Genomic DNA, 26422 nt, shown 5'->3' with positions numbered 1-26422 from the left:
CGGCCGGGCGGGGCGGCTCAGGTCACCAGGCCTCTGCGGTGGGCGTAGACCACCGCCTGCACGCGGTCGCGCAGGTCGAGTTTGGTGAGGATGCGCGACACGTACGTCTTGACGGTCTCCTGGCTGATCACCAGGGTGGCGGCGATCTCGCCGTTGGACAGGCCTTCGGCGATGAGGCGCAGCACCTCCAGCTCGCGCGGGGTCAGCGGGAGGTCGTCCGCCGCGCCCTCGGCGGGGCGGATGCGGGCCGCGTACCGGCCGACGAGCCGGCGGGTCACCTCCGGGGCCAGCAGCGCGGCGCCGGCGGCGACGGTGCGGATGCCGTGCAGGAGTTGCGCGGGCGGGGCGTCTTTGAGCAGGAAGCCGCTCGCTCCGGCGCGCAGCGCCTCGTAGACGTATTCGTCCAGGTTGAACGTCGTCACCACGAGCACCTTGACGGGGTCGGCCACTCCGGCGCCGGCCAGCAGGCGGGTGGCCTCGATGCCGTCGAGCACCGGCATCCGCACGTCCATCACGACCATGTCGGGGTTCAGCCGGCGGGCCAGGTCGACCGCGGCGCGGCCGTCGCCGCACTCGCCCACCACCTCCATGTCGGGCTGCGCGCCGATGATCGTTGCGAAGCCGGTGCGGATCAGCGCCTGGTCATCGCAGACCAGGACCCGGATCGGTGTGGTCACGACGGGTCTCCCGCGGGGATGCGGGCCCGTACGGCGAAGCCGCCGTCCGCCCGCCGGGTCGTGCCGAACTCGCCGCCCAGGGCGTCCACCCGCTCGCGGAGCCCGGCCAGGCCTCGCCCGCTTCCGCCGGGAGAGCCGGTCTGCGAGCCGGAGCCGTCGGTGCTCACCGCCACGCTGATCTCCTTGTCCCCGTAGCGCACCCGGACCACGGTGCGGCTGCCGTAGGCGTGTTTGAGCGCGTTCGTCAGGGCCTCCTGCACGACCCTGTAGGTCACGAGTTCGGCGCTGCCCGCTGATTCCGCCGGGCCGCCCTCCTCGGTGAACTCCACCGGTTGCCCGGCCTGGCGGGTCTGTTCCACGAGGGTGTGGAGTCCGCCGGCGGAGGAGACGCCCGTATCGGGGTCGTGGTCGGCTTTGAGCAGGTCGAGCATGTGCCGCAGGTCGGCGATGGCTCGCCGGCCGGTGCCGGTGACGGCGCTCAGTGTCGCGTCGAGGCGGTCGGGGGAGGCGGTCAGGTAGCGTGCGGCCTCGGCCTGTACGACCATCGCCGTCACGTGGTGCGTCACGACGTCGTGGAGCTCGCGGGCGATGCGGGTGCGTTCGGCGGCGCGGGTGGCCTCGGCGACGTGGCGGCGGTGTTCCGCCTCGGCGGCGCGGGCGGAGCGCAGCCGGGCCCCGACGCCCCATGCCAGGGCCAGGGCCAGGTAGAAGACCACGTATCCTTCCATCCGTTCGGCCGCGCCGAGCCGGTCGAGGGCGAAGGCCAGTGCCGCGTACGCCGCCGAGAGCAGGACCGTGGTGAGGCGCCGGTGGCGCTCCAGATGGGCGCCCGCGCTGATGAGCGCGATGGGCATCACGTTGCTCGCGAGCACGTGGTAGGCGCGCAGCTGGTCGAGGGCGAAGCCGAGTGACACCAGGGCCAGGCACACGGCCGGCCACCGTCGGCGTACGGCGAGCGGAAGGCACTCCAGGGCGATCACGGCGAACGCCGCCGCGTCGAAGGGGCGGGCCGGCAGATCGCCGACCTGCGTCCCCTTGCCGTGGAGCGCCGGCAGGAGCGACGCGACGGCCACCAGCACCCCGAACGGCAGGTCCCGGACCACGACGTCGCGCCGCCGCCACAGATCGATCATTGGGGGAGCGTAGGGGATCCGGTGGCCCGCGCCCATCCCCCGTGCGAGCTACCGGCGGATGTCCACCGCGCGGGGACGACTCCGGGCCGCCGGATCCCTAGCGTTGCGGCACGGCCACGGCGTCGCGTCCGCTTTCGCCGCCGTACCGCCGTGCGTGTGCGCCGTCCCGGCGTCGACCCCCTTCACTGGAGGACCTCATGCTGTGCAGGACCAAGTCATCCGTTGCGGCCGTGCTGGGCTGCGTCGTGCTCGGCGTGGGGGCCGCCGGCTGCGACGGTGAGGAGCTGGAGAACTGGGATCCCCTCGCCTCCGCCACGCGGACGGCCGGTCCCGCCCCGGTCTCCGGGCCCGAGAGGATCACTGTCGGGGGCCGGTCGGTGAACGTGTCCTGTTCGGGTGACCCGGAGGAAGACGGCCCGGTCGTCATCCTGCTGCTCGGGGCGGGCGACGGCCTGGGCAAGATGGCCGCGCTCCAGAAGACGCTGAGCGAGCACAACCGGGTCTGTTCCTACGACCGGCTGGGCTCGGGCGCGAGCGACCGGCCGCAGGGCCCGCAGGACCTCTCCGGCGTCGGTGAGACCCTGACCGGGGTGATCGGCCGTGTCGCCGGTGACCGGCCGGTCGTCCTGGCGGGCCACTCGCTGGGCGGGCTGATCGCCGCCCGGTACGCCCCCGGCCACGGCGACAGGGTCAAGGGGCTGGTCCTGATGGACGCCACCCCTTCCACCATGGTGGAGGACATCACGAAGGCGATCCCCGCTTCCGCCACCGGTCCGGCGGCCGAGCTGCGCGCGCAGACCCTCGCGGTGTTCAAGGGAGAGAACCCGGAGAGGCTCGTCATCAGCGATGGGAAGGTCCGTTCCGCCGGGAACATCCCGGTGGAGGTGATCCAGCACGGGAAGCGGTACCTCGCGGCCGTTCCCGGATACGGGCCGCGCCTGGAGAAGGCGTGGGCCGCGGGCCAGCGCGGGTGGCTCGCGCTGTCGGGCGCCGCCACGCTGAGCACGGCCACCGGCAGCGGCCACCACATCTACCTCGACCGGCCCGATGTCGCCGTCCAGGCCGTCGAACGCGTCACCGCGCAGGCCGCACGCCGGGCGGACGGTGAGTGATCGGCCGGTCCGGGCCGGTCGGCCGTGACGCCTCAGGCCGCCGGCCTCGGTGAGGGATCCGGCGGGGCCGAAGCGGCCGGGGTGGCCCGTGGAGGGACGCGGCGGGGCGGGAGGGCGGCGGTGCTGAAGCGGCTGGCACGGCGGTGGACGCGGTGGCCGGGGACGCGGCGGCGCCCGGCGGGCGCCGCCGGCGCCGTGCGGTAGAAGCGGCGTTTGGCCAGCTCGATGAGCGTCAGGTAGGCGGCCGTCATTAGGGCCAGGGCCAGGAAGAACGGCCCCGGCAACGGCTGGAATCCCAGGAAGGCGGCCAGCGGGGTCGCCGGCAGCAGCGCCCCGGCGGTCACCACGCCCAGGGCGGCCAGCAGCAGCGGCACGCTGGGGTGGCTGCGGAAGAACGGGACGCGGCGGGTCCGGACGGCGAAGATCACCAAAGTCTGGGTGGCGAGGGACTCCACGAACCAGCCGGTGCGGAACAGCGGGGGGCCGGCGTGGAAGAGGCCCAGCATCACGGTGAAGGTGACGGCGTCGAAGATCGAGCTGATCGGGCCGAAGAACAGCATGAAACGCCGGATCAGCGGCACGTCCCAGCGGGCGGGCCGCTCCAGCTGCTCGGCGTCGACGTCGTCGGTGGGGATGGCCAGCTGGCTGGTGTCGTACAGCAGGTTGTTGAGCAGGATCTGCGAGGGCAGCATCGGCAGGAAGCCCAGCAGCAGCGAGGCGGCGGCGGCGCTGAACATGTTGCCGAAGTTGCTGGAGGTGCCCATCAGGACGTACTTCATGGTGTTGGCGAAGATGCGGCGGCCCTGCAGCACGCCGTCGGCCAGGATTCCCAGGTCTTTTTCCAGGAGCAGCACGTCGGCGGCGTCTTTGGCGACGTCGGTGGCGGAGTCGACGGAGATGCCGACGTCGGCGGCGTGCAGGGCGGCGGCGTCGTTGACGCCGTCGCCGAGGAAGGCCACGTCCAGGCCGCCGCCGCGGGCCAGGCGCACGATGCGGGACTTGTGCTCGGGGCTGACGCGGGCGAAGACGGTCGTCTGCGTGATCAGGGCGGCCAGGCGGGCGTCGCCGGCGGCGTCGACGTCGGCGCCGGTCAGCACCGGCCCGGCCGCGAGGCCCAGGTCGGCGCAGACCTTGGCGGCCACGACGGGGTTGTCGCCGGTGAGGACCTTGACGGTGACGCCGAGGCCGGCCAGGCGCCGCAGGGCCTGGCCGGCGTCGGCCTTGGGCGGGTCGAGGAACACCAGCAGCCCGGCGAAGGTCAGGTCGCGTTCGTCGGCGGGGGTCAGGGCGGTGGCGGCGGGCGCGTCGCGGACGGCGACCGCGACGACGCGGTTGCCGGCGGTGAACTCCGCCTCCAGTGCGGCGCGGGCCTGCTCGCCGATGGGGGCGCAGCGGCGCAGCACCGCCTCCGGCGCCCCCTTGGTGATGACCGTACGGTGGCCGTCGTGTTCGATCAGGACCGAGGCGGTGCGGCGCCGGTGGTCGAACGGCAGGGTGGCCAGGCGGCGGTGGCCGGCCAGGCGGGCGCGGGCGGGCGCGGCGGCCGGGGAGCGCCACAGCGCGGCGTCCAGGGGGTTGCCGCCCGCGACGTCCGCGCCGGGCCCGGCGGGGCCTGCCGTACCGCCGGAGCCGGCGAGCCCGGCGGGGGCCGGAGGGGCCGAGGAGGAGCCGGGGGAGGCGGGGGAGTCCGGCGAGTCGACGACGGCCTCGTTGCACAGCAGGCCCAGCTCCAGCGGACCGGTGGCGGGGCGGCCGTCGGGGCCCAGGGCGCGCATGAAGCTGAGACGGCCCTCGGTGAGGGTGCCGGTCTTGTCGGTGAACAGCACCTCGATGTCACCCAGGTCCTCGATGCACACCAGGCGTTTGACCAGGACCTTGCAGCGGGCCAGCCGGGAGGCGCCGGCGGCCAGGCCGGTGGTGACGACGGCCGGCAGCAGCTGCGGGGAGATGCCGACCGCGATCGCCAGGGAGAACAGCAGGGCGTCGATGACGGGCCGGTGCAGCGCCACGTTCACGATGAAGATCACCGCGGTGAGCGCGGCGGCGACGCGGACCAGCAGCATGGAGAACCGGCGCAGCCCCGCCTGGAAGGCGGTCTCGGGGTGGGCGTGGCCCAGTTCCAGGGCGATGCGGCCGAAGCGGGTCCGGCCGCCGGTGGCCACGACCAGGCCGGTGCCCGAGCCGGCGTGCACCACGGTGCCCATCAGCGCGCAGCAGGTCAGCTCGGCCGGCGCCGTTCCGGGCGGGAGGGGGCCGGTGGACTTGGCCACCGGCAGCGACTCGCCGGTCAGGGCCGACTCCTCGCACTCCAGGCCGGTGACGGTGACCAGCCGCAGGTCGGCCGGGACCACCTCGCCCAGCCGGATCTCCACCAGGTCGCCCGGGACCAGTTCGGTCACCTCGGCGAGGCGGGGGTGGCCGTCGCGCCAGACGGTGCAGCGGTGGCGGATCTGCGCGTGCAGCGTCTCGGCGGCCTTCTCGGCGCGGTACTCGTTGGCGAAGCCCAGCCCCACCGACGCGGTCAGGATCACCCCGATGATGAGGGCGTCGGCGGGTTCGCCGAGGAAGAACGACGCGGCCGCGGTCAGGGCGAGCAGGATCAGCAGCGGTGAGCGCAGCTGACGCAGCAGGACGGCCGTGCGGCGGGCCCGGTGGGTGCGCACCGCGTTCGGCCCGGCCCGGGCCAGGCGGTCGCGGGCCTCGGCGGCGCCGAGGCCGTCGTCGCCGGTGCGCAGCAGGTCGCGCACCCGCCGCACCGGCAGGGCCGCGGCGTCGGCGACGTCCAGCCCGTCCGCCGCGGCCTGCTCCGCGGACCCGGTCGCCTGCACGAGCATGTGGCCATCCCCCCGGATTCGGTGGTCTGCGCCGATTGTGCCGACCGGCGGGACGGCGGCGGTAGGGGCCTTACGGGTGCGGCGGCAGGGGCCAAAGTCCCCGCCGCGTCCCAGGCGCCCAGGCCATCGGGGAGGGCGGGGCGAGGTCGTCCCCCGATGAGTGCGACCTCCGGCCCGCCGGTTCGCGCGGAGGTTCGACGGTCACGCGCGCCGTGTCGCCGAGGAGCTGGGCCTCACCGCCACCCAGGTCGTCGCGCTCCGGGAGCCGTCCGACCCGATCACCGCGCGAGCTGGCCGGCAGGATGGCCTGCGAGCCCTCGCAGGAATCCCTGCGCGACCTCCTGCGGAGGCTCGTCGCGGAGTAGGGCCCGGCCGGCTCGCGGCCGATCGCGGGCCCAATTTATCGCAGCGCTGTTATATTAGCGCTGTGACATCTTTGGACCCCACGGCGCTCCCCGATCCCTGGCACGCACTGCACGAGCTTCTGGCGGCCATGGACGCCGAGATCGAGCAGGTCTACGTCGAGCGTGGCATCGAGGGGGTACGGCCCCGGTTCGCCTATCCGCTGATCAGGCTCGCCCACACCGGGCCCCTGACCATCCGCGAGCTCGCGCAGTCCCTGAACCGCTCGCACTCCGCGATCAGCCAGACCGTCGCCGCCATGCGCAAGGAGGGGCTGGTCACCTCCGAGCCGGGCCCCGACGCCCGCACCCGGCGGATCGACCTGACCGAGCGAGGCCGATCGCTGGTGCCGTTCCTGGAGGCGGAGTGGCGCGCCACCCACGCGACGGTCGCCGAACTGGACCGCGAGATCCCGTACCCGATGACCGCCGTCGTCGAGGAGGTACGGCGGGCGCTGGAGCGACGGCCGATGCGGCGGCGGATCCTCCACCATCTCGTCGAGCCGCCGCGATGAGGGGGCGGATCCGTCTCCGGTTCCTCGACACCCGCCCCCTGCGCGGCAGCCGGCCGTTCCGCGACCTGTGGATCGGCACCGCGGCATCCCAGCTCGGCGGGCAGATGGCCACCGTGGCGGTGCTGGCGCAGGTCTGGGACCTGACCGGCAGCCCGGTGGGCACCGGCGCCATCGGGCTGGCCACCGGCCTGCCGATGGTGCTGTTCGGGCTGCTCGGCGGCACGCTGGCCGACGCCGTCGACCGCCGTGCGGTGGTGCGGGCCACCACCGCGGGCCAGCTGCTGGCCGCCGCCGGGCTGTGCGCCCAGGCCCTGGCGGGCAACCGGAACGTGGTGCTGCTGCTCGCCCTGGTCGCCGTGGGGACGGGCTGCAGCGCCCTCGGCGCTCCCGCCCGGCGCGCCCTCCCGGTCCGGCTGCTGCCGGACGACCAGGTGGCGGGCGGTCTCGCGCTGACCAACGTCTCCTTCCAGGCGGCGATGCTGGCCGGGCCCGCGACGGCCGGGCTGATCATCGCCCGCTGGGACCTCCCCGCCGCGTACGCCGCCCAGGCCGTGGCCACGGCGGTCTCGATGCTCGCGGTGATCCGCCTGCCCGCCATGCGGCCCGAAGGCGCCGGCGCGGCAGGCGGCAGGCGCCGGCCCGAGCGCGGCGGCCGGCGGATCGTCCTGCGCCGCCCGACGCTGTGGGGCTCGATGGCCACCGACCTGGCCGCGACACTGCTCGCCATGCCCGTCGCGCTCTTCCCGCTGGTCAACGAGATCCGCTTCGGGGGCAACCCGCGGACCCTCGGCCTGTTCCTCTCGGCCGTCGCGGTCGGGGGGATCACGGCCGGTCTGCTCTCCGGCACGGTGACGCGCTGGCGCCGTGGCGGCCTGGTGCAGCTGTCCGCGGCCGGCGTCTGGGGCCTGGCGCTGGCCTGCTTCGGCCTGGCGGGGCCGTTGTGGCTGGCGCTCGGCTGCCTGGCCGTGGCGGGCGCCGCCGACACCGTGTCCGTCGTCACCCGTGGCGCCCTGGTCCAGATGGAGACCCCGGACGCGTACCGGGGGCGGGTCTCCTCGGTGGAACACGTCATCGGTGTCGCGGGCCCCGAGCTCGGCAACTTCCGCGGCGGCCTGCTGGCGTCGGTCACCTCCGCCCCCTTCTCCCTGGTCTTCGGCGGACTGTCCGCCTTCCTGGCGGTCGCCGCCGTGGCCGCGGCCAACGCCCCCCTGCGGGCCTACCGCACGCCGTCCGCCGCCGGGCGGCCTGCCGCCCCCGAAGCCGTCGGCGCGACGGCCGCCGGTCAGGCGTCCTGATCCGTCCTGGGCCTTGACACCCGGCGAGCCGGGTTCGGTGCGCGGCGTCTCCCGGTCCGGCGGGCCGCCGGACCGGGACCCGCACCCCGCAGCGCGGTGATCGCGGCCGCCGGCGCCGGCCCGCCCGTCACCGTCGCGGTCACCGTCATCCCCGCCCCCGCGGCCAGCGGGACGAAGACCGGCACGAGTGCGAACGCGCCGGCGACCATCGCCGCCCGGTGCGGGACGCGGGACAGCACACGCGGCAGCACGACCGCGACCGGGACCGATCCGGCCCCGTAGGCGCCGAGCGCCGGCGACACCTGCGAGACCGGAAGCTGGGCGTCCCGGACGGCCTCGCGCGGACGAGCCTCGTCGTTCAGCGGCCCGGTGCGGATGATCCACCCGGCGTGCGAGGCGCAACACGGGTCCGGACGGTCTTGGCGACGGCAAGCCGCCGGAAACCCGCAGACCGCCCTCTCCGCCGATGAACTGCCTGAACAGGGCGCTGGCACCCCCCGGCATCTTCCGGCCGAGGGCTCTTGCCAAGAGTCGCCCGAGACGACTACCGTCTGCCAAAACGCTTTGCCAAAGCGCTTTGCAAACCTTGTGCCTGACTGAAAGGACCGTGAGTTGGCTTCGATCGCAGAGGTTGCGGCACGCGCAGGGGTCAGCCCCACGACGGTGTCGCATGCGCTGAGCGGCAAGCGGAAGGTCAGTCTCGCCGTCAAGGAACGCGTCGCCGCAGCCATGGCCGAACTCGGCTATGTGCCGAGTCGCTCGGCGCAGAGCCTTGCCATGGGTGTGACACGAGTGATCGCCCTGGTGGTTCCGGACATCTCTATCGGCTACTTCGCCGAGTTGGCCCATGGTGTCGAGGCGGCGGCGGTGCGGCGCGGTTACAACGTCATCCTGTGCACCACAGGGTTCGACTCGAAGCGCGAGCTGACCTACCTCCAGATGGTCCACTCGCGCGCCGTCGACGGGATCGTGTACGCGGCGGGCGCCCCTCCGACGGACCAGGAACTGTCGGATCTACTCGGAGCGATGCCGCTGGTCTTCGTTGACGAGGAGATCGAGGGAACCAGGCTCAAGTCCGTGATCTCGGACAACGAGGCAGGCGGCCGTCTGGTGGCCGAGCACCTTCTGGAGCTGGGACACCGCAGGGTCCTGATCTTGGGCGCCGAGGGAGAGCCGTTTTCGAGCACGCGCCGTGTCGCCGCGTATCAACGGTGCTGGGAGGAGGGCGGGGGCACGGTTGCCGCCACGGCATGGGGGCAGTTCACGGAGGCCAGCGGCGCGCTTGCCGTGGCACCCTACGCCCGCTCGCTGCGAAGCGGTGACATCACTGCACTGTTCGCGGTCAACGACTTGATGGCGATAGGCGCGTTGCACGAGCTGAGGCGGGCCGGCATACGGGTGCCGGAGGACGTTTCAGTCGTCGGCTTCGACGACGTCATGGCGGCGGAGTACTGCTTCCCGTCTTTGACGACGGTGCGCCAGGACGTCCCGGCCCTCGGGCAGGTCTCCACAGATGCTTTGATCGACGCCCTGGAAGGCCTGGAGGAACTCGACGGCCAACAGCTCAAGCTGCCCGTCGAACTCGTGGTGCGGGACTCGACCGGCCCGGTGAAAGCGGGTCGGCGATGAGTACGCCCGACCAGGACGGGCGAGGCCGCCGCGCACCGCAGATCGGAACGGATGAACGGCCCGGACATTCTTATGAGGATGCGCGCTATGCGGTGTTCTTCGGTGACGTCGCCATGGACGAGTACTATCGGACACCACATTTCCCGGTCGCTGGCGACAAGGTCATAGTCCGCCCTCTGGAACCACAGTTCGGCGGCATGGTCGCCAACTCCGCGGCGATCTTCGCCAACTATGGCGTGCGCACCTCCTTCATGTCCCAGCTGAACCCAGGCGAACTGACCCGGCGGTTGCTCGCTCAGCTGGAGGCGGTGGGGCTGGACACCCGCCATGTCATCCTCGACGATGAGGTGCCCGACTCGCGGTGCATCATTCTGCTGGCGGACGACCAGCACATAGTTCTGATCCCCACCCTCGGCATTACGCGCACCGAGATCACGCCGGCAGCGTTCGAACACATGGCCGGGGCCGCCTACTTGGTCACGACGGTGACCGATGCGACGCCTTTCCGGATGGGGGAGCGAGGGGCAAGCGAAGTCCTCGCCGCCGTCCGGGCGGGCGGAACGAAGATCGTCATGGACCTCGACGTCTACAACCTCGAGAACCATCCGTCGCCCCTGATCGACCACTGCGACATCGTATTCATGAACGCGATCGGCTACCGGCGATTCGCGGAGTGCGGTCAAAGCATTCATGCCCTGCTCGACCGTGGCGCCCTCGCCGTCGTCGTCACCGACGACAGCGAGGGGTGCAGGGTCTTCGGCGGGCACGGACAGTTCAACGTCGCCGGCCACAAGGTCGATGTCGTCGATGTGACCGGTGCCGGAGACACCTTCACCAGTTCCTTCCTTTACTCCTACCTCGTTTCGGACGACCTCCGGTACGCAGCGGAGTTCGCCAACGCCGCTGCAGCCCTGTCCGTCGGAAAGGTCGGGGCTCGCGGAGGAATGCTCGACGAAGCGACGGTCCGCGACTTCATGGCACGCAGCGGCCGCCTCTCAACGGTCCACCAACCCTCGAACACATGACAGAGGAATTTAATGTCGAGAACTTCCTTCTTCTCCCGTTACGGGCGGCTGACCATCTTCATGATTCCCATCGGGATCGCCATCAACTTCGTGGGCGGCCAGCTCGCGCTCCTGTTGAAGCTGCCCGTGTACCTCGACAGCATCGGTACGGTCCTGGTAGGGGCGCTGTGCGGAGGCATCCCCGGAGCCTTCGTCGGTCTCGTCTCCAACGGAATCAACTCCATCACCTCGCCACCCACACTGGCCTTCGGCGTCCTCAGCGTCATGTTCGGTCTGCTGGCCGGATGGCTTGGGCGACGAGGCGTCTTCACCGTGCTGTGGAAGGCTCTGGCGAGCGCGATCCCCTTCGCGCTCATCGGAGGCTTCCTCGGGGCACTGCTCACCCTGTGGGCCTTCGGCGGCCTTGCCGTGGGCGGCGGAGCCCTCGTGGTCGGGGTGCTCATGACCGCCGGGCTGGACGTCACGACGGCGAACTTCGTGGCCCAAGTGCCCATGGACTTCCTCGACAAGGTGCCCACGATGCTGGTGGTCTACATGATCATCAGGGGCATCCCCCAGCGCATCTTCGCGAAGCTGCCCCTTGGCGGGGTGTACCTGCGAGCCAAGGGCGTCACATCGGCACCGGTCTTCGCCGCCTCGCGGCCGACTGGCGGCGGACGGATGTGAGCACCCCATCGCCGGCAGGCACCAACACCACTTCGGTCGAGACCTTCGACTTCGTGGTCTCACACGGAAACCGGGTACGGGACATGCACCCGTTGAACCTGGCCGTGGTGCTCGCGTCCATCGGCCTTCTGGCCCTGGCGACACCCCGTCCCTTCGGCCTGGTGTCCGGGTGCGCGGCGTTTCTCGGTATCGCCGTGGTCGCAGGGATGGGCGGCCCCTTCACCAAGCTCTACGCGAAACTCATGGTGGGGGTGGGCCTGGTGCTCTTCGTGCTCCGTGCGGCATTCGCTGACGGCGACCGGGTGCTCTTCGAGCTGGGACCGCTGGCCCCGACCTGGGAGGGAGTCCGCGAGGGCACGAACTTCGCCCTGGCCGTGATGACGGTGTGCGGGGCGTTGACCCTGTACTTCGTCCTCGTCTCGATGAAGACGTTCATGCTGGCCCTGGAGTCGAGAGGAATGCCGCCACAGGCGACCTACATCCTGCTCGCATCCTTCCAGGCCATCACCGATCTAGGTCGCAGCGCTCGCGTGGTGATGGACGCGCAGAAATCCCGGGGCATCGAGACGGAAGGCAACCTCTGGGTGCGCGCCAAGGCATTCGTTCCCGTCCTGGCACCGGTGTTCATCACCGCCCTCAGCCAGACGGAGGAACGGGCCATCGCGCTCGACGCACGCGCCTTCAACTCAGGCATTCCGCACACCCGTGTCCTTCAGCTGAGGCCGGTCTCTGCTTGGGAGCGGGCCGCGACGGCGCTCATGGCCGCCACGTGTCTAGCAGTGATCGGAGCGCGACTCCTGTGGACCTAGCCAACCTCCAAGACGTCACGTTCACATACGCGTACGCCGACAAGCCGGCTCTTGAGGGCATCACACTGAAACTCGAGCGCGGTCAGCTCTACGGAGTCGTCGGAGTCAACGGCAGCGGGAAGAGCACCCTGTGCGGCCTGTTGCGCGGCATCATCCCGTACTTCCACCAGGGCAGGCTTGAGGGAAAGGTGGAGATCCTCGGCAAGGACCTGAGCGACTGGAACTCCACCGAACTCGCCACCGCCATCGGGTGCGTCTTCGACAACCCCTTCACACAGATCAGCGGCATCAAGGACACGGTCTTCGAGGAGATCGCCTTCGGACTCGAGAACCTGGGCATCAGCCGCAGCGACATGCTCGACCGCGTCACATCCGTCGGTGAGCAGATGGGCATCACCGCCCTCTTCCGGAAGAACCCTAATGAGCTGTCGGGCGGGCAGCGTCAAAAGGTCGCCTTCGCATCGATCATCGCCATGGACCCCGACGTGCTCGTCATCGACGAGCCGACGTCCCAGCTGGACCCGCAGTCATCGCATGCGGTCTTCGAGATCATCGCCGACCTCAAAGCCCGCGGGAAGTCGGTCGTGCTCGTCGAGCACAAGATGGACCTGATGGCTCAGTTCGCCGACAGGCTCGTCGTCATGCGCTCCGGGAGGGTTCTCGCCGAAGGCCCCACACCACAGGTGCTCGCCTCGTCCGCGATGGATGCCGCGGATGTCCCGCGCCCCGAGGTGACCGACCTCGCCTTCGCCTTGGAGGCGGCAGGCAGAGGCCTTGGGAGTACACCGATCACACGCCGGGAAGCGGAGGCCGCAGTCGCCGCGAGGATGAGAGACGCCCAGATCCATGCCCATCACACTGCATGACGTCCACTACGCCTACCCCGACGGCACCCCGGCGGTGAAGAGCGTCAACCTCACCGTCGACCGAGGTGAACGTCTGGCGATCGTCGGCCAGAACGGCGCCGGAAAGACCACCACGGTCAAACTCATGAACGGCTTGCTCAAACCGACCCGCGGGACCATCACCGTGGACGGGCTGCCGACCGCGACGAGGACGACGGCTCAGATCGCCAGGCATGTCGGCTATGTCTTCCAGAACCCCAACGACCAGGTCTTCGCCAGCGATGTCGAGGCCGAACTCACGTTGATGCCGCGCTACCTGCGCTGGGACGCCGCCTTCACCGCGGAGCGGGTGACGCGAGCGTCCGAGATCGCGGGGATCGATCGCTATTTCGGCAGCAATCCCAATGATCTGCCCTTCCCTATCAAGAAGTTCGTCGCCATCGCGGCCATCTTGGTGGGGACGTGCGACTACGTGATCCTCGACGAACCGACGGCGGGACTCGACCGGCCGGGGACACGACAGCTACTGGCGATGATGGATCGGCTGCAGAGCGAGGGCATCGCAGTCGTGACCATCACACACGACATGCGCTTCGTCGCCGATGCCTTCCCCCGCGTCGTGGCCATGGCCAACGGGACCGTCATCGCCGATGGGTCCGCCGACGACGTGTTCGCCGACGACGACGTGCTGGCTCGTGCGCGGCTTCAGCGCCTGGAAGTGGCTCAACTCGCCCGCAACCTCAATCTGACCGACCGGGCCACCCGGATCGCCGACGTGCTTCCCCTGATCCCCTGACCACCCATGACCACCAGACGGCACACCCCTAGGAGATCTCCCGGATGCGACAGCGCACCTTCCTCGACGAGTTCACCACCCAGACCCCTATCTTCGCCATGCTCCACCTGACGGGCGACACCCCGGCACGGAAGCTCGAGATCGCCAAACGAGAGATCGACGTCCTGTGGTCCGAAGGCGTGGACGCGGTGATCGTCGAGAACTACTTCGGCAGCGTCGATGACGTGGCCGGCGTGTGCGGCTACCTCACCGACACCGCGCCCGAGATTCGCTTCGGCATCAACATCCTGGGCCAGGACTGGACGGCGTTCGAGATGGCGCGTGACTTCCACGCGCTCTTCATCCAGATGGACTCGGTGGCCGGGCACCTGGCCCCGGGCGACGACTCAGCCTTCGCGTCGCGCCTCGACGACGAGCGGGCGAAGACGACAAGTCACGTGCTCGGCGGCGTCCGTTTCAAGTACCAGCCGTACCTGTCGGGCCGGTCCCTCGAGGAGGACCTCGCTCTGGCCGCGTCGCGATGTGACGCAGTCGTCGTGACCGGCGACGGCACCGGGATGGAAACCCCGCCGGACAAGATCGAGGAGTTCCGCCATCGTCTCGGCCACGGCTTCCCTCTCGTCGTCGGGGCCGGCGTCACACCGATGAACTGCAGGGCTCAGCTCGTCCACGCGGACGCGGTCATCGTCGGGAGCTATCTCAAGGACACGTACACCGACACAGGCCACGTCGACCGCGGCCATGTCCGCGAGTTCGTCCGTGCGATCCGGGATGTGCGCCCCCGGCGTTCGCTGACGCGGGTGGCGAACGATGCCTGACCGCATCGGCCGAGCAAAGACTTCCAGCGGCGCCGGAGGACGAGGGCTCCCCGACCTCCCTCCTGATGAGCTGGTCGAAGCCCAGCTTCTGGCCATCCGCGCGGCCCAGGCCATCGCCGCGTCCGCGCGGCCGGGCGAGTCGGAAGCGGTGGTGCACACCCGCGCGGGGGAGATCCTCCGGGATCTGGGCGCCACAGGTGTCTGGAGCCCCACGACCGTCGGCTTCGGCGCCGGAACACTGAGCTGCTTTCCCACCGACACTCCTGGCGACCGGGTTCTTTGGAACCTCGACATCGGTATCGTCGACGTCCACCCGGTCACATCAAGCGGCGGGTGGGGAGACTGCACCCGCACATTCCAGCACGGCGCGAACCCCGCCCAGCGATCAGCGCTCCAAGCGGTAGAGAAGATCCACCGGACGGTGCTGGCCGCCGCCACACCGGGCATGCGCGCCTGCGACCTCTTCGAGGTGTTCCGGCATGAGCTCGCCGAGACGCCTTATCTCCTGCTGGATCGGCTGTCGAACATCGGCCACTCGCTCGGCGTCGGCACCTCGTACGGCGACGGTTACATCGATGCATGGAACACGAGCGTGATGCGGGGGGCGTGGGCCGTGGAACCGTTCATCGGCAACCACCTCTACGGGGCCAAGCGGGAAGACGTCATCTGGTTCGGAAACACCGCATGTCATCTGATCTCCCTTTGACCGCCGAGGATCGCCGTTCATGGCGATCGGGGTGATTCGTGCCCGGCCTCCCGCGCGTCGCGGAAGCGGTGTGAGGTGGCACCCGCGGTCGTGACCTGCCCGTCCTCAAAAGAAAGTGTCATTGATCGATAAACGGCGGGGCGTCCGGTGGACGGTTCTCCCGCCGAGGGGAAACTCGTACACCACCTCCGTGGACGCAACCTGCGGACCTGGCCGGCCGTGGCGGCCAGGCACCCCGCAGCCCGCCCCCGTCGACCCCGACCGGCTTTCGGCCGACATCCGCGCCGCCCCGCGGATCCGCCCTCCGCGCCGATGACCAGGGCGGGTGGTCCTTCCGTAAGGGTGCGGCGCGCCCCGTTGCCGCTCCCGGAGACACAGGGAGATCCGACAACTGAGACGTTCTTGACAAGAAAAATTTTCGGTGAGAGGGTGAAGGCACCCCGGAAGAACGGGGCGGCCGGGGACATCCGCGGGCCCGCCCCGGCCGCGCGGGCCTTCCCCTCCACGACACACCGACCAAGGACGAGGCGATGACCACCACTTCGACCGCACCGGACGCCGGCGCCGACGGCCGGTGCGAGTACACCATCACCCGTGTCTTCGACGCGCCGCGTGAGGCGGTCTTCGCCGCCTGGACCGAGCCGGAGCGCTTCGCCCGATGGTTCGGCCCGCGCGAGTTCACCGTCGTCCCCGAGCAGATCACGATGCACGCCGAGCCGGGCGGGGCCTGGCAGGTGCGCCTGCTCTCCCCCGAGGGCGGCGAGCACCCCCTGGGCGGCCGCTACCTGGAGGTCTGCGCCCCCGGCCGGCTGGTGTTCACCACCGGAGACCCCGGAAACCGCGACGGCGCGCCGGCCTCGGTGGTGACCGTCGAACTCGGCGGCGTCGCCGATGTCACCGGTGGCACCCGGATGAGCATGCACCAGGCCGGCGTCAACACCGACCCCGCGCACGCCCGCGCCGCCCGCGACGGCTGGCTGCTGTTCTTCGACCGGCTGGCCGAGCTCCTGGCCGGGCACCCGGCCGGCCAGGAGACCGGACGATGACCGCCACCGCCCTCCCCGCGCCCGGAGCGCGGGCCACGCGCCGGGAGTGGACCGCGCTGGCCGTACTGGCCCTGCCCACGCTGCTGCTGTCGCTGGACGTCAGCATCCTGTACCTGGCCCTGCCGCACCTGAGCGCCGGGCTGGGGGCCGACGCCACCCAGCAGCTGTGGATCCTGGACATCTACTCGTTCATGCTCGCCGGGTTCCTGGTCACGATGGGCACGCTCGGCGACCGGATCGGCCGCCGCAGGCTGCTCCTGATCGGCGCGGTCGTCTTCGCGGCCGCCGCGGTGCTGGCCGCCTTCTCCACCACCCCGGCGATGCTGATCGCCGCCCGCGCCCTGCTGGGCGTGTCCGGGGCGACGATGATGCCCTCCACCATGGCCCTGATCCGGAACATGTTCACCGACCCGCGCCAGATGCAGCTGGCGGTCAGCGTGTGGTTCAGCTGCTTCATGGGCGGCATGGCCCTGGGCCCGCTGGTCGGCGGGCTGATGCTGCAGCACTTCTGGTGGGGCTCGGTGTTCCTGCCGGCCGTCCCGGTGATGGCGCTGCTGCTGGCCGCGGGCCCCCGCCTGCTGCCCGAGTACCGCGCCCCCGGCGCCGGCCGGGTGGACCTGACGAGCGTCGCGCTGTCACTGGCGGCGATCCTGCCGGTCATCTACGGCCTCAAGGAGGCGGCCCGCGGCGGCTGGCAGCCGCTGCCCGCCGCGGCCGTCGCCACCGGGGCGGTCTTCACCGTGTTGTTCGTCCGCCGCCAGCGGCGCCTGGCCGACCCGCTGCTGGACCTGCGCCTGCTGTCCAGCCGCTCCTTCAGCACGGCGCTGGGCGTCATGCTGCTGGCCGGGATCGTCATGGCCGGGGTGACGCTGATGTCCACCACCTACCTGCAGGCCGTCGAGGGGCTGTCGCCGCTGGAAGCGGGGCTGTGGCTGGTGCCGCAGAACATCGCGATGATCGCCGGCTCCCTGCTGGCGCCGCTGCTGGCCCGCAGGATCCGCCCGGCGTACGTGATGTCGGCCGGGCTGGCCACGGCGGCGTGCGGGCTGGTGCTGCACACCCAGATCTCCGGCACCGGCGGGCTGTACCTGCTGGTGGCGGGCCTCATCCTGGCCTCCGGCGGCGTCGCGCTGCCCATGCCGATGACGATGAACCTGATGCTGGGCTCGGCCCCGCCGCAGAAGGCCGGTGCGGCGGCCGCGCTGTCGGAGGCCAGCGGCGAGCTCGGCGTGGCCCTGGGGGTCGCCACCCTGGGCAGCCTGGCGGCGTTCGTCTACCGCGACCGGCTGGCCGAGGCCCTGCCGGGCGGCGTCCCCGCCGGCGCCGCGGGCGAGAGCGTCGCCGGCGCGGTGGCCGCGGCCGGCCGGCTGCCCGCCGCGGCGGGCGCCGAGCTGCTGGAGGGCGCCCGCACCGCCTTCGCCGGTGGGCTGACCACCGTCGCCTGGCTCGGGGCCGCCGTCTTCACCGTCCTGGCGGTCGTCTCCGCGCTGGCCTTCCGCCGCGGCGGAGCCCCGGACCCGGACCCCGCCGGCACGACGGCCGAGGGGACGGCCGTGCCCCAGCCCGCGGCCGGGTGAGGGCGGCGGGGGAAGGGCCGCCGGAGCCCCGGGGTCATCAGTGAGCACTGATGACCCCGGGGCTCCGGCGTTCTCCGGACGGGCTCGCGGCGGGTCGGGGACGGGTCAGGGACGGGCGCCGAGGAGGGACTCGGCGACGGCGGTGCGGGCGTAGAGCACCGAGCGGCCGGCCCGGTGCGCGCTGACCAGGCCCGCGTCGCGCAACGCGGTCAGGTACCGCGACACCCCCGAGGGCGACAGCCCGGTACGGCGGGCCAGCTCGGTGGTGGAGGCCGGTGCCTCCAGTTCGGTCAGCAGCAGGGTCCGTGAGCGGCCGAGCACGGCGGCGACGGCGCCGGACCTGGCGGCGGGGCGGGGCCGCCACAGCGTGCCGACGCCCCGCGCCGGATAGGCCAGCTGCGGCGGCTCCGGCGGCGTCACCCGGGTGAGCGGGCCCGGCCCGGTGAACGCCGAGGGGACCAGCAGCAGCCCGGCTCCGGCCGTCTCGCGGGGCAGGGCCCGCCTGCGCGTCAGCCGCAGTGTGCTGTCGTCCCAGCTCATCGAGAGGTGCAGCTCGTTGAGGAGGCGGCCCGCGCCGTGCTCGGCGAACTGCCGGGCCCGGTGGAAGACGTCGGCGTCGAGCACCGCCCGGATCCGCGCCCAGTAGGGGGCCAGTGCCGTCTCCCAGTAGGTTTCGACCTCCTCGGCGAGCGCGGGCAGGTGGGCCCGCGGGTCGGCGTACAGGGCCCGCAGCCGGGGACCCAGGGCTCCCCGGCGCTGCGCGAGGCGATCGAGGTCGCAACGCACCCGCCCCGCGGGGGTGGCCAGGATCGCGGTCAGCTCCCCGGCCAGATCGGGGGCCGGTCCGGCCGGCGCCGGGTTGAGGAAGTCGGGGACGTAACCACCGGGCCCGATCAGTTCGGCGAGCCAGCCCCGCTCCAGCCTGGCCGCCGCGACGCGCGGCCGTACCTGGTGCATCCAGCGGCGGTGCACCGGATGATCCAGGTGTGAGACCAGCAGCTTGAAGCTGGTCCCCACCTCCCACATCGGCGAGACGGCGAAACGCATCTGCGCCAGATCATCGGCCGAGAACGCCAGCTCAGCCAGGGCGGCCACCCCCAGGATTGCAGCATGTGTGAATCGATCGCGGCCAGCCTACCGGGCGCGGATCATCCGGATATGACTTCGACCTCACAGACGATCACCGCCGCGGCGTCGGGCACCTGGACGCTCGGCGACCTGACGGTCAACCGGATCGGATTCGGCGCGATGCGCCTGCCCCAGCGCGGCGCGGCGTTCGCGCCCGGCTCCCCGCCGCGCGACCGCGAGGAGGCGGTCGCGGTGCTGCGCCGGGCGGTCGAGCTGGGCGTGAACCACATCGACACCGCCGCGTTCTACTTCTCCTCGCTGCGCTCGGCCAACGAGCTGATCAACCGGGCGCTGGCCCCGTACCCGGACGACCTGGTCATCACCACCAAGGTCGGGCCGGGCCGCGGCCCGTCGGGGGAGTGGCTGCCGCACGCCGGGCCCGGGCTGTTGCGCGGCCAGGTGGAGGAGAACCTGCGCCAGCTGGGCCGCGACCACCTGGACGTGGTGAACCTGCGCATCGTGGGAACCGACTCGATCGCCGAGCGGTTCGGCGCGCTGGCCGAACTGCGCGACGCCGGGCTCATCCGCCACCTGGGCCTGTCCAACGTCCGGCCCGAGCACCTGGCCGAGGCCCAGGCCATCGCGCCGGTGGTGTGCGTGCAGAACCTGTACGGCATCGGCGCCGCGTCCTGGCAGGACGAGTTCCTGCGCCTCTGCGGCGAGCGGAAGGTGGCGTTCGTGCCGTTCTACTCGATCGCCGGCACCGGCCGCGAAGCGGGTGCGCGCGGCGGCGACGACGCCGAGCTGCTGGCCGTGGCACGGGCACGGGGGGTGAGCCCGGCGCAGGTCCGGCTGGCCTGGACGCTGCACCGCGGGCCACACGTGCTGGCCATCCCCGGCACCGGTGATCCCGGCCATCTCGCCGAGAACGTGGCCGCCGGGGCGCTGCGCCTGTCGCGGGAGGAGCTGGCCGTACTGGAGCGCCTCCACCGGCGCGGAACCTGATCCCGATTCCGGCGGCCGCATCTGTCGATTCCGGCGCGGCCGGTTCGTGTAGAGGATGAGGGGCCGGCCCGGAAAGGGGCCGGCCCCGGACCCCCGAGGAGGAAGACCGGATGAGGCGATACCTGATCAGCATGTACCAGCCGGAGGGCACCCCGCCGCCGGAGGTGCTGGAGCCGGTCATGCGGGAGGTGGACGCGCTGGGCGAGGAGCTGCGGGCCGCCGGGGCCTGGGTGTTCGCCGCCGGCCTGCACCCCCCGGCCACCGCCACCGTGGTGCGCGTCACCGACGGTGAGACCCTGCTCAGCGACGGCCCCTTCGCCGAGGCCAAGGAGCACTTCGGCGGGTTCACCGTCATCCGGGCCCCCGACCTGGACACCGCCCTGGAGTGGGGCCGCCGCTACGCCCGGGCCACCACCCTGCCGGTGGAGGTACGGCCGCTGCTCGACGAGCCCGCCGGCTGACCGCCCGTGACCGGCCCCGTCCTCAGTGAGCTGGAGCGGACCTTCCGCGCCGAGCACGGCCGCGCGGTGGCCGTGCTGACCGGCCTGTTCGGTGACCTGGACGTCGCCGAGGAGGCCGTGCAGGAGGCGTTCACCGCCGCGGCGCGGCGCTGGCCGTCGGCCGGGGTGCCGCCCAGCCCCGCCGGGTGGATCATCACCACGGCCCGCAACCGGGCGATCGACCGGCTGCGCCGGGAGGCCCTGCGCGCCGATCGGCACGCCCAGGCGGCCCTGCTGCACGCCCGCGGGCCCCGGCAGGAGGCGCCCTGGGACGAGGACGGGGTGCCCGACGACCGGCTGCGGCTGATCTTCACCTGCTGCCATCCGGCGCTGGCCACCGGCGCGCAGGTGGCGCTGACGCTGCGGCTGCTGGGCGGGCTGACCACCGCCGAGATCGCCCGCGCCTTCCTGGTGTCGGAGCAGACCATGGCCCAGCGGCTGGTACGGGCCAAGGCCAAGATCCGCCACGCCGGGATCGCCTACCGCGTCCCGCCCGCCGCCGAGCTGCCCGGCCGGCTGCGGGCGGTGCTGGCGGTGATCTACCTGATCTTCAACGAGGGCTACGCCGCCAGCGGCGGCGATCTGCTCGTCCGCTCCGGGCTCTGCGCCGAGGCGGTACGGCTGGGCCGGCTGCTGACCGGCCTGATGCCGCACGAGCCGGAGGCGGCGGGGCTGCTGGCGCTGATGCTGCTGGCCGAGTCGCGGCGCGAGGCGCGCACCACGCCCGGCGGCGACCTGGTGGTGCTGGCCGAACAGGACCGCACCCGATGGGACCGCACCCTGATCGCCGAGGGACAGGACATCGTCCGCCGGTGCCTGCGGCTGGGCCGGCCCGGCCCGTACCAGATCCAGGCGGCCATCCAGGCGGTCCACGGTGACGCCCGGAAGGCGGAGGACACCGACTGGCGCCAGATCCTCGCCCTGTACGACCAGCTCCTGGCGGTGGCGCCGACGCCGGTGGTGGCGCTCAACCGGGCGGTCGCCGTCGCCGAGGTCGAAGGGCCGCGGGCGGCGCTGACGCTGGTGGACGGCCTGGGCCTGGACGGCTACCACCTGTGGCACGCCGTACGGGCCGCCCTGCTGGAGCGGCTGGAGCGGGGGGAGGAGGCCGCGACGGCGTACGAGGCGGCGATCGCCCGGTGCGGCAACGCCGCCGAGGTGCGGTTCCTGCGGCGGGGCCGGCAGCTGCCCGGCGCCGGCTGAGCCGCCGCCGCTCTCCGCCGCCGCTCAGCAGGCGCGGCCCGGTAGGGACGGCCCGGCCCCGGGCGCGCCCGTCCTCCCGTGTCCGAGGCGTGCGCCCGGTGGCGGGGTCAGGCCGACAGGGCCCGTCCCTCCTCCCCGGTGCCGGACGCGCAGGCGGCGGCCAGCTCGTCCAGGGACATCCCCAGGGCCGCGGCCAGCGCCGCGACGGTGAAGAAGGCCGGGGTCGGCGCCCGGCCGGTCTCGATCTTGCGCAGCGTCTCCGCCGACACCCCGGCGGCCGCGGCGACCTCCACCATGCTGCGGCCGCCGCGGGCGCGGCGCAGTATCGCGCCGAAGCGTTCCCCGCGCTGCCGCTCCCACGGGGTCAATGGGGTTCTCACCATGCCTGCGATACTAATCCCGGCCACGCCGGGATACTAATACCGGTGCGGGGATCGGGGCCGCCGGCGGGGCGCGCGGGCGGACGCGCCCCGGCCTCCCCGGCGCGGCCCGCGTCCGCGGGCACGTGGGTCGTCCACGCGGCGCGGCGCCTCAGGAGGCGTGCCGGATGCGCCGCCCGCTGATCTCGGTGGGGGAGATCCTGACGAACAGCTCGCGCTCGCCGCCCGCCCACGGCCGGACGTCCACCGCGGCGACCGCCGCCCGCTCCTCGTCGGAGACGTGGTGGGCGCCGCCGCGCACCAGCACGCTCCAGCCCTCCCGGCCGGCCTCGTCGAGCCGGTCGATCTCGAAGGCGACCTTGAACTCCACGCCCCGCACTCCGGTGCGCAGATCGTCGTCCAGCGGGCCGCCGGAGGCGGTCCGGAAGACCACCGAGCCGTCGTGGACCACGTAGTTCACCGGCAGGATCGTCGGGCCGTCGGGCTGGGCGAAGGCCACCCGCCCCACGCCGCCAGGCGCGATCAGCCGCAGGCACTCGGCCGGCTCCAGCTTCTCCAGCACCGGGCGGGGGGCGGGGCGGCCGCGGCCGGGCGGCAGGTCCATCGTCCCGCCGAGCAGCTCGTCACTGCTTGTCTCCAGCGCCGCGGCCAGCTTGTTCACCGTCTCGGTGGACGCCGACGCCGCACTCGCCTCCAGGTAGTCGAGGTATCCGGGGTCGATCCCCGCCCGGTCGGCCAGCTGCCGGCGGTCCAGACCGAGCTCACCGCGGCGCTGCGCCACCCGCCGGCCCAGGTCGCCGGGGGCGGCTTGGCGTTCACTCATGTACATCCTCCCAACTGAGGTCCTCCCGCATCCGGCAGCAGACGGCGCCGGTGCGGACGGGCGTCCGCACCGGCGCCCGGTTCCGGCCGGCCCCGCTCCCGCCGGTCTGCCTGCCGCAGGCGGCATACCCCGCTGGAGGTGGATATCCCACCCCGAAGCGGCCGCACGCACCGGATGCGCCCGCGGGGTGGGCGGCCGCACGGGACGTCCCGGCTCCGGGAGCCGCCTTCCCCGGGTCGTTACTGCTTGCCGGACTGCCTGCCGGTCTGGGCCTTGGCCTGGACCGCCTTCTTGGCGTGGACCGGGATGCGCCTGCTCTTCTCCTCCGGCGCGCCGAGCTTCAGGCTGACCTCGAGGACGCCCTTGTCGTAGGTCGCCTCGACGTCCTTCTCGTCGGCCGTGGGCGGCAGGACGATGGACCGGGTGAAGGAGCCGTAGCGGAACTCCGTCCGGTGCCGCTCCTTCTCCTCGACCCGGCGTTCGGCGTGGATCGTCAGCACCCCGTTGTTCACGTCTATCTCGATGTCGTCCGGCTCGATGCCCGGCAGCTCGGCCCGCAGCACGTAGCGGTCGCCGTGCAGGTAGTCCTCGAAACGTATGCCCTGTCCCTGCGTGCGCATGGTGGCGAACGGGGCGTCCAGCCAGTCGAGCAGCTCGGGGAAGAGACCCCGCTCCTGACGCATCAGCATGCTCATCTGGTCCTCCGTGACTGATCGGGATTTCTCTCATCCCAATTGCACGCCGCCGCGTCCGGTGCGCGCAAAGGCCGGAGGTCCCTAAAGGCCGGGTCCTTCGTCCGCGCCGGAACCATCCTGTCCCGCCCGGCGCGGCGGAGTTCGTACGGCTCCGCGACGAGAAGCCTTCTGAACCCGACACCCACTCACCGGCGATCGGAGTCCCTGGATCGGACCGCAAAGATCAGCCGAGCGTGAACGTCCTGGCGCGGATACGGCGCCGGCTGGGAGGGTGACCCTCATGATGGAGGACTTGCGGGATGCCGAGCGCCGACTCCAGGCCGCGCAGCTCGCTGGAGACGTCGAGGCGCTGGATCGGCTGCTGGATGATCGGCTGATCTTCACCTTCGGTGCGAACATTGCGACCAAGGCGGACGACCTGGAGCTGCACCGCACCCGGACGCAGGTGATGACGAGGGTGGACGAGGAGGAGCTGACCGTGCTCGCCGATGGGCGCACCGGGGTGACGTGGTTTCTCGGCACCGTCGAAGGAACCGTCTCGGGAGCGCCGTTCGCGGCCAGGATGCGCTACACCCGTACTTGGCTGTACGGCGAGACGCACGGCTGGCGAATCATCGCCGTGCACGCCGGCACGGCCGATTGACATGGCCGGCACGTCGTCCGGCGACCGGCCGGCCGGATGGTCGCCGGCGAGGTTCGGCCGCTCCCGCGGGGGCGGCGCTGGAAGCCAGGCCATCTCGGCAAGACCGAGGACTGGATCGTGGCATCCCGGCTCATGCGCGAAAGGATTGACGTCAGAGGGATCAGAGACACCCTCTCGCAGAAAGGCTGTCTCACCGATCTGACATATGTGCCGGATCGGTACCGAGATCGTTGAGACCCTGCACCGGGCCGTCACAGCCCGGCGCGGCCCATCGGGTTGTCACGCCAGCGGTCGACGGCGCGGATGTAGCCGTGCACGGTCGGCGAGGTCGGCCGCCAGCGCCCCTGCAGGGCGATGCGCGCGGCCGGCACGCCCGCCTCGGCCAGTGTGGTCGCCCCGCCCGCGCGCAGGCTGTGGGCGCTGTAGCGTTCGGCGTCGGCCAGGCCGGCGCGGCGGGCGGCGTCCTTGACGATCTGGTTGAGCGTGGTGCCCGACAGCCTCGGCCCGCCGCGGCCGGCCCAGCCCGGCGTGCCGGCGATCCGGCCGAACCGGTCGACCGGCCGCAGCAGCGGTCCTCCGGTGAGGCCGCGCGCGTGCAGCTCGCCCAGCCACGCCTGCACGGCCCGCACCGGGCAGGTCTGCGGGTGCGAGCCGTAGGGGACCGAGACGGTCGCGCCGGCGGCGTCCTGGTCGGTCTTGGACATGGGGATGAACACCTCCACGCCGCGAGCGCCGAACGTCAGGTGCTCCTGGTCCAGTGCCGACAGCTCCGAGCGGCGGCCCATCAGCGCGAAACCCAGGACCAGCGCCGCCCGGTCCCGCAGCCCCACCGCCGTGTCGGCGGGAGTGTGGTGGACGAGGTCGCGCAGGATCTCCACGGTGATCGGCGGGGCCTGGCGGACCGTGTTGCCCGCCCCCGCCCAGGCGCGGCGGTGGGCGCGCAGCACGTCGCGGGCGGCGGTGGTGTGCGGCCTGGCCAGCCCGGCCCGGCCGTGCGCCGACAGCACGCACGCCAGCGCCTGCTCCACGCTGGCCGGGGCCATGCCGCGCCCGGCCAGGTGCGCCACGAAGCTGGCCAGGGTGGCGGCGCTGGCCGGCAGCGGGGTACGGCCGCCGCCGGCGCACCAGGTGAGGTAGGTCTTCCAGGCGCGGTCGTAGGCGCGCCTGGTGTTGGCCGCCGGGGCGGCCGCCACGAGCCGCGCCGCCTCCTCGGTCAGGACGTCGTCGGCGGGGTTCCCGAGACCCTCCGGTGTGAACGGCCCACGCTCCGCCGGGACGGACCCCCGCGGGGCGGGCCCCTGCGGGACGAGCCCGCCCGGGGTGGGCCCGCCGGGCGCAGGGCTCGCCGGCAGGGCGACGCCGTCCAGGACCGGCCCGTCCGCCGCGCCGGTCGTGTCCGCGCCGTCATCGTCGCCTCGATGCTCCCGAGCCATGCAGCCGTCCCGCCCCGTGAATGCGAATCCCAACGAAACCCCGACAGCCCCCGCGGCCCACCCGGCCCGGCGGGCCGGAGGTGACCACGGCGGATGCTACCGCGCCCCGGCTCGCATCGGCGTGGGCGGGCCCAGGCGCCGGGAGCGGCGGATTCGCGCGAGTCAGGTGTTGATCTGCAGGACCCACACCGACACGTGGTCGCCGCCCCGGGTGTAGATCAGGCGGAACGTCTCGGCGCGGAGCTCGAAGGCGTCCGGGATGCCGCCGTACTGCCGGGCCCCGATGGGCTCGGGGTCGGCGGTGAGGTCGAGGAGGGTGTCGGCGATCGTGGCGCGCAGGCCCGGCGAGGCATCGCGCAGCAGCTCCCGCACGGCGGGGGCGAGCAGGAGACGGCGCTTCAAGCGTGCTCGCCCGGGGCGGGCAGACCGAGGTCGGCGTACAGGTCGGCCGCGCTGTCGTAGGCCGCCATGTCCGTCTCGCCGCGGCCGTGGGCGGCGATCGCCGCGGCGACGCCGGCGACTTCCTGCTCCCGGCGCAGGCGCAGCAGTTCTTCGTAGTCCTCTTCGGAGATGAGGACGGCGCGTTCGCTGGCGGAGCGGCGGATGCGGGTGGCCTCGCGGCGATGGGCGGCGCGGGCCACCAGGACACCGAGGTTGTTGCGGGCCTCGACGATGCCCAGTGCGTCGTTCGTCATGGCCCCACCATATACAAGATGTACATCCTGCACGGGGTGTCCAGGGTGTACACCTTCCTGGTTCTCGTCGGCAAGGATTCGCGGGATTCCGCC

The 26422-nt window shown here is 72.4% G+C and carries 28 protein-coding genes; 17 read left to right on the top strand and 11 right to left on the bottom strand.

Annotation, left to right across the window (positions count from 1 at the left end; all coding sequences use genetic code 11):
* Window positions 1-17: 17 nt before the first annotated feature.
* The gene (locus ACZ6W9_RS33315; protein ID WP_389968506.1) at window positions 18-677 is read right to left on the bottom strand and encodes a response regulator; all 660 of its coding nucleotides are present in this window, start codon (window positions 675-677) and stop codon (window positions 18-20) included.
* Entirely contained in the window at window positions 674-1810 is a 1137-nt protein-coding gene (locus ACZ6W9_RS33310) for a sensor histidine kinase (RefSeq protein ID WP_470121317.1), read from the bottom strand. The genes ACZ6W9_RS33315 and ACZ6W9_RS33310 overlap by 4 nt, the downstream gene beginning before the upstream one ends.
* A gap of 197 nt (window positions 1811-2007) precedes the next feature.
* On the opposite strand from ACZ6W9_RS33310, the gene ACZ6W9_RS33305 reads away from it, so the two are divergent.
* Complete coding sequence (locus ACZ6W9_RS33305) at window positions 2008-2922, top strand: alpha/beta fold hydrolase (RefSeq protein ID WP_389968504.1); 915 nt, start codon at window positions 2008-2010, stop codon at window positions 2920-2922.
* 32 nt (window positions 2923-2954) lie between these two features.
* On the opposite strand, the gene ACZ6W9_RS33300 is transcribed toward ACZ6W9_RS33305, so the two are convergent.
* Entirely contained in the window at window positions 2955-5756 is a 2802-nt protein-coding gene (locus tag ACZ6W9_RS33300) for a cation-translocating P-type ATPase (RefSeq protein ID WP_470121314.1), read from the bottom strand.
* A gap of 427 nt (window positions 5757-6183) precedes the next feature.
* Between ACZ6W9_RS33300 and ACZ6W9_RS33295 the strand changes: the two genes are divergently transcribed.
* Window positions 6184-6672 (top strand): MarR family winged helix-turn-helix transcriptional regulator, encoded by a 489-nt coding sequence (locus ACZ6W9_RS33295; RefSeq protein WP_389968500.1) that lies wholly within the window; start codon window positions 6184-6186, stop codon window positions 6670-6672.
* Window positions 6669-7967, top strand: a complete 1299-nt coding sequence (locus ACZ6W9_RS33290; RefSeq protein WP_470121312.1) for an MFS transporter — start codon at window positions 6669-6671, stop codon at window positions 7965-7967. The genes ACZ6W9_RS33295 and ACZ6W9_RS33290 overlap by 4 nt, the downstream gene beginning before the upstream one ends.
* Here the strand turns inward: ACZ6W9_RS33290 and ACZ6W9_RS33285 are convergent.
* Complete coding sequence (locus ACZ6W9_RS33285) at window positions 7955-8269, bottom strand: hypothetical protein (RefSeq protein WP_470121310.1); 315 nt, start codon at window positions 8267-8269, stop codon at window positions 7955-7957. The two genes, ACZ6W9_RS33290 and ACZ6W9_RS33285, sit on opposite strands and share 13 nt — an antisense overlap.
* Before the next feature lie 310 nt (window positions 8270-8579).
* Between ACZ6W9_RS33285 and ACZ6W9_RS33280 the strand changes: the two genes are divergently transcribed.
* The 10 genes from ACZ6W9_RS33280 (at window position 8580) to ACZ6W9_RS33235 (ending at window position 17884) form a co-directional block, all read left to right on the top strand.
* Entirely contained in the window at window positions 8580-9596 is a 1017-nt protein-coding gene (locus ACZ6W9_RS33280) for a LacI family DNA-binding transcriptional regulator (RefSeq protein ID WP_389968494.1), read from the top strand.
* Window positions 9593-10621: a carbohydrate kinase family protein gene (locus ACZ6W9_RS33275; RefSeq protein WP_470121308.1), complete on the top strand. Its 1029-nt coding sequence runs from the start codon at window positions 9593-9595 to the stop codon at window positions 10619-10621. Before ACZ6W9_RS33280 ends, ACZ6W9_RS33275 begins: the two co-directional genes overlap by 4 nt.
* Window positions 10622-10633: 12 nt before the next feature.
* Window positions 10634-11287, top strand: coding sequence for a hypothetical protein (locus ACZ6W9_RS33270; protein WP_470121306.1), 654 nt, complete (start codon window positions 10634-10636; stop codon window positions 11285-11287).
* Window positions 11284-12096, top strand: coding sequence for an energy-coupling factor transporter transmembrane component T (locus ACZ6W9_RS33265; protein ID WP_389968488.1), 813 nt, complete (start codon window positions 11284-11286; stop codon window positions 12094-12096). Before ACZ6W9_RS33270 ends, ACZ6W9_RS33265 begins: the two co-directional genes overlap by 4 nt.
* Window positions 12087-12962 (top strand): energy-coupling factor ABC transporter ATP-binding protein, encoded by an 876-nt coding sequence (locus ACZ6W9_RS33260; RefSeq protein ID WP_389968486.1) that lies wholly within the window; start codon window positions 12087-12089, stop codon window positions 12960-12962. Before ACZ6W9_RS33265 ends, ACZ6W9_RS33260 begins: the two co-directional genes overlap by 10 nt.
* Window positions 12943-13737 (top strand): energy-coupling factor ABC transporter ATP-binding protein, encoded by a 795-nt coding sequence (locus ACZ6W9_RS33255; RefSeq protein ID WP_389968484.1) that lies wholly within the window; start codon window positions 12943-12945, stop codon window positions 13735-13737. Before ACZ6W9_RS33260 ends, ACZ6W9_RS33255 begins: the two co-directional genes overlap by 20 nt.
* Before the next feature lie 44 nt (window positions 13738-13781).
* Complete coding sequence (locus ACZ6W9_RS33250) at window positions 13782-14555, top strand: BtpA/SgcQ family protein (RefSeq protein ID WP_389968482.1); 774 nt, start codon at window positions 13782-13784, stop codon at window positions 14553-14555.
* Complete coding sequence (locus ACZ6W9_RS33245; RefSeq protein ID WP_389968480.1) at window positions 14548-15261, top strand: M24 family metallopeptidase; 714 nt, start codon at window positions 14548-14550, stop codon at window positions 15259-15261. Before ACZ6W9_RS33250 ends, ACZ6W9_RS33245 begins: the two co-directional genes overlap by 8 nt.
* Before the next feature lie 530 nt (window positions 15262-15791).
* A complete protein-coding gene (locus ACZ6W9_RS33240) occupies window positions 15792-16307 on the top strand; it encodes an SRPBCC family protein (RefSeq protein WP_470121303.1) in 516 nt (171 codons plus the stop codon).
* Window positions 16304-17884, top strand: coding sequence for an MFS transporter (locus ACZ6W9_RS33235; protein ID WP_470121301.1), 1581 nt, complete (start codon window positions 16304-16306; stop codon window positions 17882-17884). Before ACZ6W9_RS33240 ends, ACZ6W9_RS33235 begins: the two co-directional genes overlap by 4 nt.
* A 105-nt stretch (window positions 17885-17989) precedes the next feature.
* Here the strand turns inward: ACZ6W9_RS33235 and ACZ6W9_RS33230 are convergent, their stop codons facing one another.
* Window positions 17990-18979 (bottom strand): winged helix-turn-helix transcriptional regulator, encoded by a 990-nt coding sequence (locus ACZ6W9_RS33230; RefSeq protein ID WP_389968474.1) that lies wholly within the window; start codon window positions 18977-18979, stop codon window positions 17990-17992.
* Window positions 18980-19042: 63 nt separating this feature from the next.
* Here ACZ6W9_RS33230 and ACZ6W9_RS33225 point away from each other — a divergent pair, with 63 nt between their 5' ends.
* The 3 genes from ACZ6W9_RS33225 (at window position 19043) to ACZ6W9_RS33215 (ending at window position 21660) form a co-directional block, all read left to right on the top strand.
* Window positions 19043-19957, top strand: coding sequence for an aldo/keto reductase (locus ACZ6W9_RS33225; RefSeq protein WP_389968472.1), 915 nt, complete (start codon window positions 19043-19045; stop codon window positions 19955-19957).
* A gap of 110 nt (window positions 19958-20067) precedes the next feature.
* On the top strand, window positions 20068-20418 hold the full coding sequence (locus ACZ6W9_RS33220; RefSeq protein WP_362944471.1) for a YciI family protein: 351 nt from the start codon (window positions 20068-20070) through the stop codon (window positions 20416-20418).
* A 6-nt stretch (window positions 20419-20424) separates the two neighbouring features.
* The gene (locus ACZ6W9_RS33215; protein ID WP_470121299.1) at window positions 20425-21660 is read left to right on the top strand and encodes an RNA polymerase sigma factor; all 1236 of its coding nucleotides are present in this window, start codon (window positions 20425-20427) and stop codon (window positions 21658-21660) included.
* A 107-nt stretch (window positions 21661-21767) separates the two neighbouring features.
* Here the strand turns inward: ACZ6W9_RS33215 and ACZ6W9_RS33210 are convergent, their stop codons facing one another.
* From ACZ6W9_RS33210 to ACZ6W9_RS33200, 3 genes are all read right to left on the bottom strand, one after another.
* Window positions 21768-22043 carry a helix-turn-helix domain-containing protein gene (locus tag ACZ6W9_RS33210; RefSeq protein ID WP_362944467.1) on the bottom strand — a complete coding sequence of 92 codons (276 nt, stop codon included), beginning with the start codon at window positions 22041-22043 and terminating at the stop codon, window positions 21768-21770.
* A gap of 148 nt (window positions 22044-22191) precedes the next feature.
* Window positions 22192-22863 carry a helix-turn-helix domain-containing protein gene (locus ACZ6W9_RS33205; protein WP_389968468.1) on the bottom strand — a complete coding sequence of 224 codons (672 nt, stop codon included), beginning with the start codon at window positions 22861-22863 and terminating at the stop codon, window positions 22192-22194.
* A 239-nt stretch (window positions 22864-23102) separates the two neighbouring features.
* Window positions 23103-23558 (bottom strand): Hsp20/alpha crystallin family protein, encoded by a 456-nt coding sequence (locus tag ACZ6W9_RS33200; protein WP_389968466.1) that lies wholly within the window; start codon window positions 23556-23558, stop codon window positions 23103-23105.
* A gap of 280 nt (window positions 23559-23838) precedes the next feature.
* Here ACZ6W9_RS33200 and ACZ6W9_RS33195 point away from each other — a divergent pair, with 280 nt between their 5' ends.
* Window positions 23839-24201 carry a nuclear transport factor 2 family protein gene (locus tag ACZ6W9_RS33195; RefSeq protein WP_389968464.1) on the top strand — a complete coding sequence of 121 codons (363 nt, stop codon included), beginning with the start codon at window positions 23839-23841 and terminating at the stop codon, window positions 24199-24201.
* Between the two features lie 251 nt (window positions 24202-24452).
* Here ACZ6W9_RS33195 and ACZ6W9_RS33190 read toward each other — a convergent pair whose 3' ends face one another.
* The 3 genes from ACZ6W9_RS33190 to ACZ6W9_RS33180 form a co-directional block, all read right to left on the bottom strand.
* Window positions 24453-25634 (bottom strand): site-specific integrase, encoded by a 1182-nt coding sequence (locus ACZ6W9_RS33190; protein WP_389968462.1) that lies wholly within the window; start codon window positions 25632-25634, stop codon window positions 24453-24455.
* Window positions 25635-25796: 162 nt separating this feature from the next.
* Window positions 25797-26036: a type II toxin-antitoxin system RelE family toxin gene (locus ACZ6W9_RS33185; RefSeq protein WP_470121296.1), complete on the bottom strand. Its 240-nt coding sequence runs from the start codon at window positions 26034-26036 to the stop codon at window positions 25797-25799.
* Window positions 26033-26329, bottom strand: coding sequence for a type II toxin-antitoxin system Phd/YefM family antitoxin (locus tag ACZ6W9_RS33180; RefSeq protein ID WP_389968458.1), 297 nt, complete (start codon window positions 26327-26329; stop codon window positions 26033-26035). Before ACZ6W9_RS33180 ends, ACZ6W9_RS33185 begins: the two co-directional genes overlap by 4 nt.
* Between the last annotated feature and the right edge of the window lie 93 nt (window positions 26330-26422).

The sequence above is a fragment of the Streptosporangium sp. NPDC053982 genome (assembly GCF_055585205.1).
The sequence above is the reverse complement of the archived record's forward strand: the minus strand, read 5'-3'. Positions and strand labels throughout refer to the sequence as shown.